Source organism: Aeromonas sp. FDAARGOS 1415 (genome assembly GCF_019048365.1).
In the GTDB taxonomy this organism is placed as follows: domain Bacteria; phylum Pseudomonadota; class Gammaproteobacteria; order Enterobacterales; family Aeromonadaceae; genus Aeromonas; species Aeromonas taiwanensis.
This window is the reverse complement of the sequence record NZ_CP077363.1, coordinates 661,824-675,000: the sequence shown is the minus strand read 5'-3', so window position 1 is coordinate 675,000 and position 13,177 is coordinate 661,824. Positions and strand designations below refer to the sequence as shown.

Annotated in this window: 9 protein-coding genes, 1 tRNA gene, 2 rRNA genes and 1 riboswitch (1 of these 13 running past the window's edge); of the genes, 11 read left to right on the top strand and 1 reads right to left on the bottom strand. The window is 61.9% G+C overall.

What is annotated here, in order from left to right; genetic code table 11:
- The 9 genes from I6L45_RS03180 to cbl all read left to right on the top strand — a co-directional run.
- A 23S ribosomal RNA gene (locus I6L45_RS03180) occupies positions 1-1,988 on the top strand; it begins 901 nt to the left of the window's first position.
- 83 nt (positions 1,989-2,071) lie between these two features.
- Positions 2,072-2,186, top strand: a 5S ribosomal RNA gene (gene rrf / locus I6L45_RS03175).
- Between the two features lie 97 nt (positions 2,187-2,283).
- Positions 2,284-2,360 (top strand) — tRNA-Asp (locus I6L45_RS03170).
- Positions 2,361-2,687: 327 nt separating this feature from the next.
- The gene (locus I6L45_RS03165) at positions 2,688-3,689 is read left to right on the top strand and encodes a sulfate ABC transporter substrate-binding protein (protein WP_216983434.1); all 1,002 of its coding nucleotides are present in this window, start codon (positions 2,688-2,690) and stop codon (positions 3,687-3,689) included.
- Between the two features lie 38 nt (positions 3,690-3,727).
- Positions 3,728-4,303, top strand: a complete 576-nt coding sequence (locus I6L45_RS03160) for an alpha/beta hydrolase (protein ID WP_216983433.1) — start codon at positions 3,728-3,730, stop codon at positions 4,301-4,303.
- Between the two features lie 270 nt (positions 4,304-4,573).
- Complete coding sequence (cysT, locus tag I6L45_RS03155; RefSeq protein ID WP_210547771.1) at positions 4,574-5,413, top strand: sulfate ABC transporter permease subunit CysT; 840 nt, start codon at positions 4,574-4,576, stop codon at positions 5,411-5,413.
- Positions 5,410-6,303 carry a sulfate ABC transporter permease subunit CysW gene (cysW, locus tag I6L45_RS03150; protein ID WP_216983432.1) on the top strand — a complete coding sequence of 298 codons (894 nt, stop codon included), beginning with the start codon at positions 5,410-5,412 and terminating at the stop codon, positions 6,301-6,303. Before cysT ends, cysW begins: the two co-directional genes overlap by 4 nt.
- A gap of 30 nt (positions 6,304-6,333) precedes the next feature.
- Positions 6,334-7,401: a sulfate/molybdate ABC transporter ATP-binding protein gene (locus tag I6L45_RS03145; protein WP_216983431.1), complete on the top strand. Its 1,068-nt coding sequence runs from the start codon at positions 6,334-6,336 to the stop codon at positions 7,399-7,401.
- Positions 7,402-7,505: 104 nt separating this feature from the next.
- Positions 7,506-8,453, top strand: coding sequence for an HTH-type transcriptional regulator Cbl (cbl, locus tag I6L45_RS03140; protein ID WP_216983430.1), 948 nt, complete (start codon positions 7,506-7,508; stop codon positions 8,451-8,453).
- Positions 8,454-8,559: 106 nt separating this feature from the next.
- Here the strand turns inward: cbl and gbpA are convergent, their stop codons facing one another.
- Positions 8,560-9,981 carry an N-acetylglucosamine-binding protein GbpA gene (gene gbpA / locus I6L45_RS03135; RefSeq protein WP_216983429.1) on the bottom strand — a complete coding sequence of 474 codons (1,422 nt, stop codon included), beginning with the start codon at positions 9,979-9,981 and terminating at the stop codon, positions 8,560-8,562.
- A 64-nt stretch (positions 9,982-10,045) separates the two neighbouring features.
- Positions 10,046-10,131, bottom strand: a riboswitch (cyclic di-GMP riboswitch).
- A gap of 368 nt (positions 10,132-10,499) precedes the next feature.
- Here gbpA and I6L45_RS03130 point away from each other — a divergent pair.
- A complete protein-coding gene (locus I6L45_RS03130) occupies positions 10,500-12,350 on the top strand; it encodes a M3 family metallopeptidase (protein WP_216983428.1) in 1,851 nt (616 codons plus the stop codon).
- Between the two features lie 304 nt (positions 12,351-12,654).
- Entirely contained in the window at positions 12,655-13,131 is a 477-nt protein-coding gene (locus I6L45_RS03125; protein WP_081843603.1) for a murein L,D-transpeptidase family protein, read from the top strand.
- Positions 13,132-13,177 lie beyond the last annotated feature (46 nt).

The following is a 13,177-nucleotide window of genomic DNA, read 5'->3' as shown; positions in this document are numbered from 1 at the left end:
TCCGAATACCAGTAAGTAATATCCGGGAGACACACGGCGGGTGCTAACGTCCGTCGTGAAGAGGGAAACAACCCAGACCGCCGGCTAAGGTCCCAAAGTTCTGGTTAAGTGGGAAACGATGTGGGAAGGCTCAGACAGCTAGGATGTTGGCTTAGAAGCAGCCATCATTTAAAGAAAGCGTAATAGCTCACTAGTCGAGTCGGCCTGCGCGGAAGATGTAACGGGGCTCAAACCAGGCACCGAAGCCGCGGATTTGCACTCAGTGCAAGTGGTAGGGGAGCGTTCTGTAAGTCTGCGAAGGTGTGTCGAGAGGCATGCTGGAGATATCAGAAGTGCGAATGCTGACGTAAGTAACGATAAAGGGGGTGAAAAGCCTCCTCGCCGGAAGACCAAGGGTTCCTGTCCAACGTTAATCGGGGCAGGGTGAGTCGACCCCTAAGGTGAGGCCGAAAGGCGTAATCGATGGGAAGCAGGTTAATATTCCTGCACGACTTGTAATTGCGATGGGGGGACGGAGAAGGCTAGGTGGGCCAGGCGACGGTTGTCCTGGTGAAAGTGCGTAGGTGGTGTTTCTAGGCAAATCCGGAGACACAACACTGAGACACGAGACGAACGCACTACGGTGCGGAAGCCATTGATGCCCTGCTTCCAGGAAAAGCCTCTAAGCTTCAGATTACAAGTCATCGTACCCCAAACCGACACAGGTGGTCGGGTAGAGAATACCAAGGCGCTTGAGAGAACTCGGGTGAAGGAACTAGGCAAAATAGTACCGTAACTTCGGGAGAAGGTACGCTCTTGTTGGTGAAGTCCCTTGCGGATGGAGCTGACGGGAGTCGCAGTGACCAGATGGCTGGGACTGTTTATCAAAAACACAGCACTCTGCAAACACGAAAGTGGACGTATAGGGTGTGACACCTGCCCGGTGCCGGAAGGTTAATTGATGGGGTTAGCGCAAGCGAAGCTCTTGATCGAAGCCCCGGTAAACGGCGGCCGTAACTATAACGGTCCTAAGGTAGCGAAATTCCTTGTCGGGTAAGTTCCGACCTGCACGAATGGTGTAACCATGGCCATGCTGTCTCCACCCGAGACTCAGTGAAATCGAATTCGCCGTGAAGATGCGGTGTACCCGCGGCTAGACGGAAAGACCCCGTGAACCTTTACTACAGCTTGGCACTGAACATTGAACCTACATGTGTAGGATAGGTGGGAGGCTTTGAAGGCGTGACGCCAGTTGCGCTGGAGCCGTCCTTGAAATACCACCCTTGTATGTTTGATGTTCTAACGCAGGGCCCTGAATCGGGCTCGCGGACAGTGCCTGGTGGGTAGTTTGACTGGGGCGGTCTCCTCCCAAAGAGTAACGGAGGAGCACGAAGGTTGGCTAATCCTGGTCGGACATCAGGAGGTTAGTGCAATGGCATAAGCCAGCTTAACTGCGAGACGGACAGGTCGAGCAGGTACGAAAGTAGGTCATAGTGATCCGGTGGTTCTGAATGGAAGGGCCATCGCTCAACGGATAAAAGGTACTCCGGGGATAACAGGCTGATACCGCCCAAGAGTTCATATCGACGGCGGTGTTTGGCACCTCGATGTCGGCTCATCACATCCTGGGGCTGAAGTCGGTCCCAAGGGTATGGCTGTTCGCCATTTAAAGTGGTACGCGAGCTGGGTTCAGAACGTCGTGAGACAGTTCGGTCCCTATCTGCCGTGGGCGTTGGATGATTGAAGGGAGTTGCTCCTAGTACGAGAGGACCGGAGTGAACGAACCTCTGGTGTTCGGGTTGTCACGCCAGTGGCACTGCCCGGTAGCTAAGTTCGGAATCGATAACCGCTGAAAGCATCTAAGCGGGAAGCGAGCCCTGAGATGAGTCATCCCTGACCCCTTGAGGGTCCTAAAGGGCCGTTGGAGACCACAACGTTGATAGGTGGGGTGTGTAAGCGCGGCGACGTGTTGAGCTAACCCATACTAATTACCCGTGAGGCTTAACCATACAACACCCAAGAAGTGTTCGAAGACTTGTAGCAGATACCGAGAACGAATAACTAAATCAGCTTTTTCAGATTGAAGATTTTGCCTGGCGGCAATAGCGCAGTGGAACCACCTGACCCCATGCCGAACTCAGAAGTGAAACGCTGTAGCGCCGATGGTAGTGTGGCATTCGCCATGCGAGAGTAGGACACTGCCAGGCACCCAATTAAACAGTGATGTGCAAAATCACGTTACTGGCTGCGAGGATGACACCTCAGAAGAAGCGGCAAAAGATTTAGCGCAAGCTAACCGAATGCGGAGCGGTAGTTCAGTCGGTTAGAATACCGGCCTGTCACGCCGGGGGTCGCGGGTTCGAGTCCCGTCCGCTCCGCCACTAACAAGAAGCCCAGTCGAAAGACTGGGCTTTTTTTCGTCTCCACGATCTCCTTATGTCCATATCAGTTAACCAGATTTCGCCGTTCCATCCCGATTCTCTCCCCCTGACACCCGTTAGTACTCGCTATGTCAGCCGATCGGGCTTCTTGGTCACTGGCATGGATCCACAAGCTATCACCGAGCATGGTGCTACTGACGAAGGGCGGGTTTGCGCTCAGGGGGAGTTGAATATGCATAAAAGAGATAAGCAAAGCGTTATTTCTTTCTTCATGGAATATGAGACTGCGGGCATGCTGTACTCAACCCAACGATATGGAGTATCACCATGAAACTGCGAATGACCGCTTTGACCCTCCTCTCTCTGCTGGCACTCGGCCAGGCCAATGCCGCCGAGGTGCGTCTGCTCAACGTCTCCTACGACCCGACCCGGGAACTGTTCCAGGAATACAATGCCGCCTTCGCCAAGGAGTGGAAGGCCAAGACCGGTGATGATGTGGTGGTGAGCCAGTCACACGGCGGCTCCGGCAAGCAGGCGCGCGCCGTGGTGGACGGACTGGAGGCCGACGTGGTCTCCCTGGCGCTGGCCTATGACGTGGATGCGGTGGCCAAGGCGGGCCTCACCGCTGGCGACTGGGAAGGGCGGCTGGCCAACAATGCCTCGCCCTACACCTCGACCATCGTGTTCCTGGTGCGCAAGGGCAACCCGAAGCAGATAAAGGACTGGGACGATCTGGTGCGCAAGGATGTCGCCATCATCACACCGAACCCCAAGACGTCCGGTGGGGCGCGCTGGAACTACCTGGCCGCCTGGGGCTATGCCCTGAAGAAGAGCGGTAGCGAAGAGGGGGCCAGGCAGTTCGTTGGCGACCTGTTCAAGAACGTGAAGGTGCTGGACTCCGGTGCCCGTGGTGCCACCACCAGCTTTATCGAGCGGGGTCTCGGGGATGTGCTGCTGGCCTGGGAAAATGAGGCCTTGTTGGTGCTGAACCAGCCAGGGACCAGCGAGAAATTTGAACTGGTGGTGCCGTCGGTCTCCATCCTGGCAGAGCCGCCGGTCGCCGTGGTGGACAAGGTAGCCAGGAAGCATGGCACCGAGGCCGTCGCCAAGGGTTACCTCGACTACCTCTATTCTGACGAAGGTCAGCGGATCATCGCCAAGTATCACTATCGTCCGAGCAACCCGGCGATCCTGAAGGAGACCTCGGCCCAGTTCCCCAGTCTGAATCTGTTCACCGTCAAGGATCTGGAAGGGGATTGGGACAAGGCGCAGAAGAAGCACTTCGCCCAGGGCGGGTTCTTTGACCAGATCTACCAGCCGGGCCGCTGAGCCGGGCTGACCCCGAGCTAATGGAGAGGAGTACCAAGATGAACAAGATCCTTCTGGTTCCCGGCCTGCACAACAGCGGGCCCGATCACTGGCAGAGCCGCTGGCACCAGCAGTTTCCCCAGTGGCAGCGGATGGTGGGTCTGCCCTGGGATCAGCCGGATCTCACGGTCTGGAGCGCCAAGCTGGCGAGCAAGCTCAGGAGCCGGCGCAGCCGGGTTCATCTGGTGGCTCACTCCTTCGGGGCCCTGACGGCCATTGCCGCCGCCAGGTTGCAACCGGACAAGGTATCGTCCCTCCTCATCGTCGCGCCCGCCGATCCGTCTCGCTTCGGGATCCCGGACGAGGCGCTGGCGGGCTCCATCAAGGTTTCCGCCCAACTCGTCGCCAGCCGCAACGACCCCTGGATGAGTTTCGAGCGTGCCGAATACTGGAGTCGCCAGTGGCAGGTGCCCTTGTTCGATGCGGGTGATGCGGGCCACATCAATGCCCAGTCTGGTCATGGTGACTGGCACCAGGGGCTCGACCTGCTCACCACGCTTCACCGCAGGGCCGAGATGGTGGTGGAACCGGCTCCCGCCCAATGGAAGGGGCGGGCCGCCCTCACGGTTCGATGACACCACATTGCAATCCGAGGGAGTATATGGGCGCGACCCCGGCAGGCTGGCCCACCTGACTTAAGTGACTGTCTCCATGGTTTCACGGCTCCGTTTTTTAGGTCTTTTATTTATATAAAAGACCTTTTTTTCTATTTATCGTTCTCAAAGCCTTGTGCCACCACGGTTAGATAAAAAAGTGCTTAGCAAAGGCGTTATTGGTGTTTGTTGTCCCTGGCTCTAGTGAGCAGAATCGCCATATCCAAAGTGTTTATAACAAACGGATGTGTTATGCGATTAAGTTCTTATTCTGTCCTGCCCGGCCTGGGGCCAACGCTGGGCTTCAGTCTGCTCTATCTGGGCATACTGGTCCTGTTGCCCCTCTCGGCTCTGGTGCTGTTTGCGGTGAACAACCTGAGCGCCGCCGAATTCTGGCAGGTGATCGGATCCCCCCGGGTACTTGCCTCCTTTCGCCTGAGTTTCGGCGCAGCCTTCATCGCAGCACTGCTCAACAGCCTGTTCGGCCTGATCCTGGCCTGGGTGCTGGTGCGCTACACCTTCCCCGGGCGTCGCCTGGTGGATGCGCTGATCGACCTGCCCTTCGCCATGCCAACCGCCGTCTCCGGCATCGCCCTGTGCGCCATCTTTGCCCCCAATGGCTGGATAGGCCAGTGGGTCGCCCCGCTCGGCCTCGAGCTTGCTTACAACCCCATCGGGGTCGTCATTGCCCTGACCTTCATCGGGCTGCCCTTCGTGGTGCGCACCCTGCAGCCGGTGCTGCGGGAGGCCGAGACCGAGCAGGAGGAGGCGGCCGCGAGTCTGGGTGCCAACCGCTGGCAGACGTTCGCCAGGGTGCTGTGGCCGACCCTGATCCCGGCGCTCCTCACCGGCTTTGCCCTGGCATTTGCCCGCGGGGTGGGGGAGTACGGCTCAGTCATCTTCATCGCCGGCAACCTGCCCATGGTGTCGGAAATCGCACCGCTGATGATCATGAGCCACCTGGAGGAGTATGACTACGCGGGAGCTTCCGCCATCGCGTCTGTCATGCTGCTCATTTCATTCATTCTGCTGTTGCTCATCAACAAGTTGCAGGCCTGGAGCTGGGCCCGTATCGGAGGGAGCCGCCTATGAGCGCATCCAGTGCAAGTCTCGATCTGGCTCAGGGCGCCGTGCCGACGCACCGGGTGAGCCAACCCCGGGTGATCCACGAGCCGGCCTGGGTCAAATGGCTGCTGATCACTATCGGTCTGGGCTGGTTTGCCGCCCTGCTGCTGCTGCCGTTGGCCACCGTCTTTATCCAGGCCCTGTCTCCCGGGCTGGCCTTCTTCTGGCATGCCATCAGCGAGCCGGATGCCCTGAGCGCCCTTGGGCTGACCGCCCTGGTGACGCTCTGCTCCGTGCCCCTGAATCTGCTGTTCGGGCTCGCCGCTGCCTGGGCTATCGCCCGGTTCCGCTTTCCTGGGCGGCAGCTGCTCATCACCCTCATCGATCTGCCGTTCTCGGTCTCGCCGGTCATAGCAGGCCTGATGTTCGTGCTGCTGTTCGGCAGTCGCGGCTGGTTCGGGGAGTGGCTCGGCGAGTACGACATCAAGATCATCTTCGCCACCCCAGGGATCATTCTGGCCACCACCTTCATCACGGTGCCCTTCGTGGTGCGCGAACTGTTGCCCCAGATGGAGGCGCGCGGGCCGGAGGAAGAGGAGGCCGCCATCATGCTGGGGGCAAGCGGCTTGCAGATGTTCTGGCGCGTCACCCTGCCCGGTATCCGCTGGAGCCTGATGTATGGCCTGCTGCTCTGTACCGCCCGGGCCGTGGGGGAGTTCGGCGCCGTCTCCGTGGTCTCCGGCCACATTCGCGGCCAGACCAACACCCTGCCGCTGCATATCGAGATCCTCTACAACGAGTACCAGACAGGGGCCGCCTTCGCGGTGGCCAGCCTGCTGGCGCTGTTCGGGATCTTCACGCTGCTGGGGGAGACCCTGCTGGCCCGGCTGCGCAGTCAGCCCGCCCAGTCCCATTGATGTCGATTCAACGATTCATAAGAGGCCGCCATGAGCATTCAGGTTCAACGACTCAACAAGCATTTCAATCAGTACGCCGCCCTGGCCGACATCAACCTCGACTTTCACGACGGTGAACTGGTGGCCCTGCTCGGTCCCTCCGGCTGCGGCAAGACCACCTTGCTGCGGATCATCGCCGGGCTGGAGCAGGCCGACTCGGGCCAGGTGATCATCCGCGGGGAGGATGCCTCGGATCTGCACGTGCGCGAGCGCAACGTCGGCTTCGTGTTCCAGCACTACGCCCTGTTTCGCCACATGACGGTGTTCGAGAACGTGGCGTTCGGCCTGCGGGTCAAGCCGCGCAGCGAGCGGCCGGCCGAGGAGGCCATCCGTGCCCGGGTCAGGGAGCTGCTGGATCTGGTGCAACTCAGCCACGTGGCCGGTCGCTATCCGACCCAGCTCTCCGGCGGCCAGCGTCAGCGGGTGGCCCTGGCCCGGGCGTTGGCGGTGCAGCCCAAGGTGCTGCTGCTGGACGAACCCTTCGGCGCTCTCGACGCTCAGGTGCGCAAGGAGCTGCGTCGCTGGCTGCGCGAGCTGCACGACGAGCTGCACGTCACCAGTCTGTTCGTGACCCACGATCAGGAGGAGGCGCTGGAGGTGGCGGACAGGGTAGTGCTGATGAATGCCGGCAGGGTGGAGCAGATCGGCACGCCGGCCGAAGTCTATGACCAGCCCGCCAGCGCCTTCGTGCACAGCTTCCTCGGCAGTGTGAACCTGTTCCGTGGTCGGGTGGCAGGCCAGGGGCTTGGCATCGGCGAGCAGCTGCTGGGGGGAGCCATTGCCTCCCCACTGGCGGAAGGAAGTGCGGCCATCGCCTATGTGCGTCCCCACGAGCTGGAGATACTGCCGGCGGATGCACCGGGCGGCATCAGCGCCACCATCACCCGGTTGCTGCCCATGGGGCCGCGCATCCGGGTAGAACTGCGCGGCGACGGAGAGAGAGCGAGTGCCCACTACGAGGCCGAGCTTAGCAAGGAGGCCGCCCGGGCCTTTGCTCCCGGCCAGGGGGTACGCCTGGTGGCAAGACAGGCCCAGCTCTACCCCGACTACCAGATCTGAGGGCGTGCCGCCCTGGTGGTCCAGCTTCAGGCCGGGTTGGTGCCCGGCGACCCATTACTAGAAGACGGTGGCACTTCCACCGTCCCCCAGCGCAGGAGGCGATGGTGAACTTTCAGCAGTTGCGAATCATTCGGGAAGCGGCACGGCGGGATTACAACCTGACCGAGGTGGCCAATGCCCTCTTTACTTCCCAGTCCGGGGTCAGCCGCCACATTCGCGAGCTGGAAGAGGAGCTGGGGCTCGCGCTCTTCATCCGCTACGGCAAGCGGCTGCTCGGCATGACGGAGCCGGGCAAGGAGTTGCTGGTGATCGCCGAGCGTATCCTCAATGACGCCGACAACATCCGCAAGCTGGCCAGCACCTTTGCCAACCGTGACTCGGGCCGGCTGCTGGTCGCGACCACCCACACCCAGGCCCGCTACGCCCTGCCCAGGGTGGTGAAGGCGTTTCGCGAGCAGTTCCCTCTGGTGCAGCTGGAGCTGCGCCAGGGCAGCCCGGAGGAGATAGTACGGCTGGTGCAGACCGGCGAGGTGGACATCGGCATCAGCAGCGAGCAGCTCGACAGGAGCGAAGGGGTGGTGGCGTTTCCCTACTACCGCTGGCATCACAACATAGTGGTGCCGGAGCAGCATCCCCTCACCGCCGAGCGGGATCTGACCCTGGCTGCCCTGGCCCACTGGCCCATCGTCACCTATCAGGCCGGCCTCACCGGGCGGGTGCGGGTAGACGAGGCGTTTGCCGAGGCCGGCATAGCGCCGCAGATCCTGCTGACGGCCCAGGATTCGGACGTCATCAAGACCTATGTCGAGCTGGAGATGGGGGTGGGTATACTGGCGGACATGGCGTTCGACACCCTGCGGGACAAGGGATTGGTGCAGCTGGACGGCAGCCGGCTGTTTGCGCCGCACACCGCCTGGATCGGCCTCAAGCAGGGGCAGTTCCAGCACAACTTCGCCTGGCAGTTCATCCAGCTGTGCAACCCCGAGCTGGCGTTGTCGGAGATCCAGGCCCGTGCCATGAGCAACGAGCCCCTGCTCGACTACCAGATCTGAGCGGTTGCCATGGCAAACGGGGAGCCATTGGCTCCCCGTTTTATTGCGGACGGATGGGCCCCTTCGGCTGACCCTATCCGACTTTACGCTGCGCAGGTGCGGCGGATCACAGCTGTGTCCATGCCTCCTGCCAGTGGGAACCCACGCCCGGCTCATACTGGGTGGCCGTGCTCGCCCACTGGCTGCACCAGCCGCTGTAGGGGAAGGGTTTGCACTGGTAGATCTTGCCGTTCTTCGGCTGCAGTACCCGGGTGCCCGCAGTGTAGGACTTGAGCCCCTCCGGGAAGCTGTACTGGTAGTCACCGCCAGCGGCCGGATCCTTGAACATCAGATCCAGGGTCTGCTGCAGGGTGGCGCCCCCGTTCTTCGGCTTGGCCTCGATCACCAGCTGATGGTGGCCGGCGCTCAGGCCGCTCAGGGCCATGGTGAAGCCCTGGCTGCTGTCCTTGATGTCGGCGCTGGTCTGCCCCCTGGCGACACCGCCATGGTCGTAGAGGGTGCTGGTGACGGCGAGATCTCCCTGAGCGGCGACGGTGAAGGCCAGGGTGAGCTGGCCGTTGTCGAGCGGATACTCGCTCGCCAGGCCGCTCACGCTGATGCTGTCGCTGACCGGGGGTTGCTGCTGCTCTAGCTGGACTTCTACTCGCTGCAGGTTGCTGCCCGCTTTCAGGTAGACGGGGTTCTGGCCGTAGACCGGGTTGAACTGGCCGTCCGTGCCCTGCTGGCCGGCGCGGATCTGGCTCTGTTCGGCATTGATCTTGCTCGCCAGGGCGTGAGCCCAGTTGTTCTTCAGGCCTTGCTCGGTGCTGGCGATGGTCAGCTCGATCTGCAGATCGGTGCGTTCGCCACCGGCGTCGAATACCCGGGTTCTGGCCTTGTCGCCGACGGCGAGGTCGATGGAGGGATAGATGGTGCCTCCCTGACTCCAGGTCAACGGCGGCTGGCCGTCGTCCTTGAACCGGGCGTCGATCAGGTTGTAGAAGCTGTTGGTGGTGTCACCCACCTCCCAGACCCCGAGGATCAGCTGATAGCCGGTGCGCTCGGGCAGGGTGCAGTTGTGGGTCACCTGCTTGGGTGGCTGTACCATGCCCCCGTCGATGACGCAGAAGGGCACGAGATCGAAGGCGTCCCGGGTGAGCGGTTGGTTCGGGTTCCAGTCCTGCCGGGTGAGGTAATAGCGCCAGTTGCGGGTCGCGTGGTTGGCGGTGAAGGTCCAGCTGATGGCGAAGGGACCGGCCTGCACATTGCGCTTGGTCCAGCGATCGCTGGTCTGGGCGTTGAGCTCGCCAAACTGCGGGTGTCCTGCCGAGGCGATCTGGCCATCGGCGGGGCCACCAGCGGGGAAGCCGGAGGGGGCCTCCAGGCTCTGGGGCTCCCACTGGATGGCGCCGCACTGGATGTTGCCACCCGTCTTGCACAGGTAGTTGCGCGACTCGGGCTGGCTGATATAGCCGTGGGCGAGGGCGCCGCCGCTGGCCAGTAGCGTCAGCGCCGCCGCGAGGCGATTGAATTGAAGTTTTGCTGCCATACATTCCTCTGTTCGGTGATGTGGGCAGTCAAGTTGGCAGGGGAAATCCCGGTGCACACCTGGGTGTGGCAACCCCGCTATCCTGGACAGCATGTCTTTAGACCGGAGGCTTTGCGTCCTGGCCTTTCAACCAGTTTGCCAAATGACTACAGAAAGGATCATGGTGCCGCACTGGGCGACAGACCCATGATGACTATATTTTGTTAAAAAATTAAGTGTAAATATTGACGGCTTGACCTCATCGGAGCAGTACGACTCCCCATACTTCTCTTGCTCCCCCCTCGGACAGGGCGATACCGATCATCAGGTGTGTTCGGGCTGGGCCGCCCGACATCCCCCGCCGCTTGCCCCCCAGATGCACGTCTGGACCAATCGCCAGCAGACAGTGCTCCCTGCTTTTTGGTAGCTTGTTCATGCGCATCCCGGCGCACTGTTTGCCAATCTCTGTGAAGGGGGCGGCATCTCACCAATAAAAGGAGTGGGCACCCGTGCGGGTGACCCCATAAAAGAGGGAATTTATGAGTTCCATTGCCAGGAATTATCTCAACCAGCTCAACGCCGACTACCTGCAGGTACACAGGCGCAAGGAGGATCTGTTCTGGTCCACCTACATGGGCACCAGCGACGATCAGGCCGGCTTCACCGCCGCCGAGCAGGCTTACAAGGCCTTCTGCGCCGACCCGGCACGCCTGCCGGTGCTGCGGGAGATGCAGGCCCAGGCCGAGGAGACCGAGCTGAAACGCGGTCTGGCAGGCTGGATCGCCTTCTTCGAGTGCAATGTCATCGAGGATCCTCAGGCCGCGTCCCTGATGGACGAGCTGGTGGCCGCCGAGGCGGATCTGTTTGCCCGGCGCAAGGGGCTGAAGCTGACCTTGCTGGACGAGCAGGGTCACCAGGTCCCCGGCAGTCTGCCCGCCGCCAGCACGACGCTGGCCGCCAGCAGCGACGAGGCGGTGCGCCAGAGTGCGCTCGCCATGTTCCACGCCCTGGAGCAGTGGGTGGTCGACAACGGCTATCTGGAGATAGTCGCGCTGCGCAACCGCTTCGCCCGGGCCATGGGCTATCGCGACTACTTCGACTACAAGGTGCACAAGAACGAACAGATGAGCCCGGAGCAGCTCTTTGCCGTCTTGGATGACTTCATCGCCCGCACCGATGCCCGCCTGCACCAGAGTCTGGCCGAGTTGAAGGACGCCAAGGGGGAAGAAGCCCTGCTGCCCCACAACCTGCGCTACAGCGTGAGCGGCGACGTGACCCGCCAGCTCGATCCTTACGTGCCCTTCTCCCGGGCGCTGAAGGATTGGGTCGGGAGCTTCCGCCGCCTCGGCATCCAGTACCGCGGTGCCACCCTGACCCTGGATCTGCTGACCCGGGAGGGGAAATACGAGAACGGCTTCTGTCACGGCCCGGTGCCGAGCTTCTGGCAGGAGGGGGAGTGGGTACCGGCGGTGGTGAATTTCACCAGCCTGGCCAACCCGGCTCAGGTGGGCAGCGGCTGGAGCGGGCTCAACACCCTGTTCCACGAAGGGGGCCACGCGGCGCACTTTGCCAATGTCACCGGCAACGCCCCCTGCTTCTCCCAGGAGTTTCCGCCCACCTCCATGGCCTATGCCGAGACCCAGTCGATGTTCTGCGACAGCCTGCTGGACGACGCGGACTGGCTCAAGCGCTACGCCAGGAATGATGCGGGGGAGGCGATCCCCGATGCGCTCATCCAGGCGATGATCGCCGCGCGCCAGCCGTTTCGCGCCTTCAACGAGCGCCAGATCGCGCTGGTGGCCTACTTCGAGCGGGATCTCTACGCCATGGACGAGGCCGAGCGCACCCCGGCCGCCGTGCTGGCGCTGGCACGCCAGTGGGAACGCAAGATCCTGGGGGTCGAGAGCCCGCGCCCGCTCTTGGCCATTCCGCACCTCCTGAACCAGGAGTCGGCCTGTGCCTATCACGGCTACCTGCTGGCCCTGATGGCGGTGGAGCAGACCCGCGCCTACTTCCTGAAGCGCGACGGCTACCTCACCGACAACCCGCGCATCGGGCCGGATCTGGCCGCCCACTACTGGGGCCCGGGCAACGGCATGACCCACGACGAGACGCTGCAGAGTCTCACCGGTGAGGGCTTCAGCGCAGTGCCCCTGGCCGAGGCGTGCAACCGGAGCGCCGCCGAGGCGTGGCAGCAGGCGCAGGCGTGCATGGCGGCGGCACGGCAGCGTCCGCCGGCGGGGGAAGGGACGCCGCTCGACGCCCGCATCCGGGTGGTACACGGCGCCGAGCTCATCGCCGACAACCAGGAGTCGGAGGCCCGCATGCTGGCCGACTTCGAGGCCTGGATCCGGCGCCATTACGGGGCCGAGGCCGCCGTGGCCGGCTGAGCCTGCCCCTGAGCTCCGAGCCCCGCCAGCTGGCGGGGCTCTCTATTGGCGAGAGGGGGGGCGCACGGGCCTCTTTCGGGGGCATATGCAAGGGAAGGGACTATCCCGCTGTTTTTCCTGTGCATTCATCGAGATGGCCGGGGCCTGGCCAGGCTGCTGGCACAGTGTCGCCAGATATGTTTTTCTCGATATATTGAGTATTCATGGCGATCCCATATCATGGCGCTCGCTCGTCACCAGAGAGTGGCGACATTCAGATGATTTGCTAACAAGAGAGCCCTGAAGGCTCGTCGAGGGATGGAAAGTGAGAGCCGTATTGCTGTGTTTGCTGGGGCTGTGGCCCGCATTGAGTTTTGCCACCCTGTCTGCCGATATGGTGGTGGTCAAGAAGTCGAGTTACAGCCTGACCCTGATGAAGGATGGCAAGGAAGTCAAACGCTACTGGGTTGCCCTGGGCCCGGCGCCCATGGGGCACAAGCAGCGTGAAGGGGATCAGCGTACCCCGGAAGGGCGCTACACCCTCGACTACAAGAAGAGCAACTCCGGCTTCTACAAGGCCATTCACATCAACTACCCGAACCTGGACGACATCAAGCGCGCCAACGAGCTGGGTGTGAACCCGGGCGGCATGATCATGATCCACGGCCAGCGCAACAGCCTGGGGGATCGCAGGGTGCAGCCCTCCAACTGGACCAACGGCTGCATCGCGGTGCTGAACCACGAGATGGACGAGATCTGGAACGCCATCGAACCCGGCACCCCCATCATCATCGAGCCCTGATCCCGTCTTCCAACGCCCGCTACCACGCGGGCGTTTCATTTGCCGC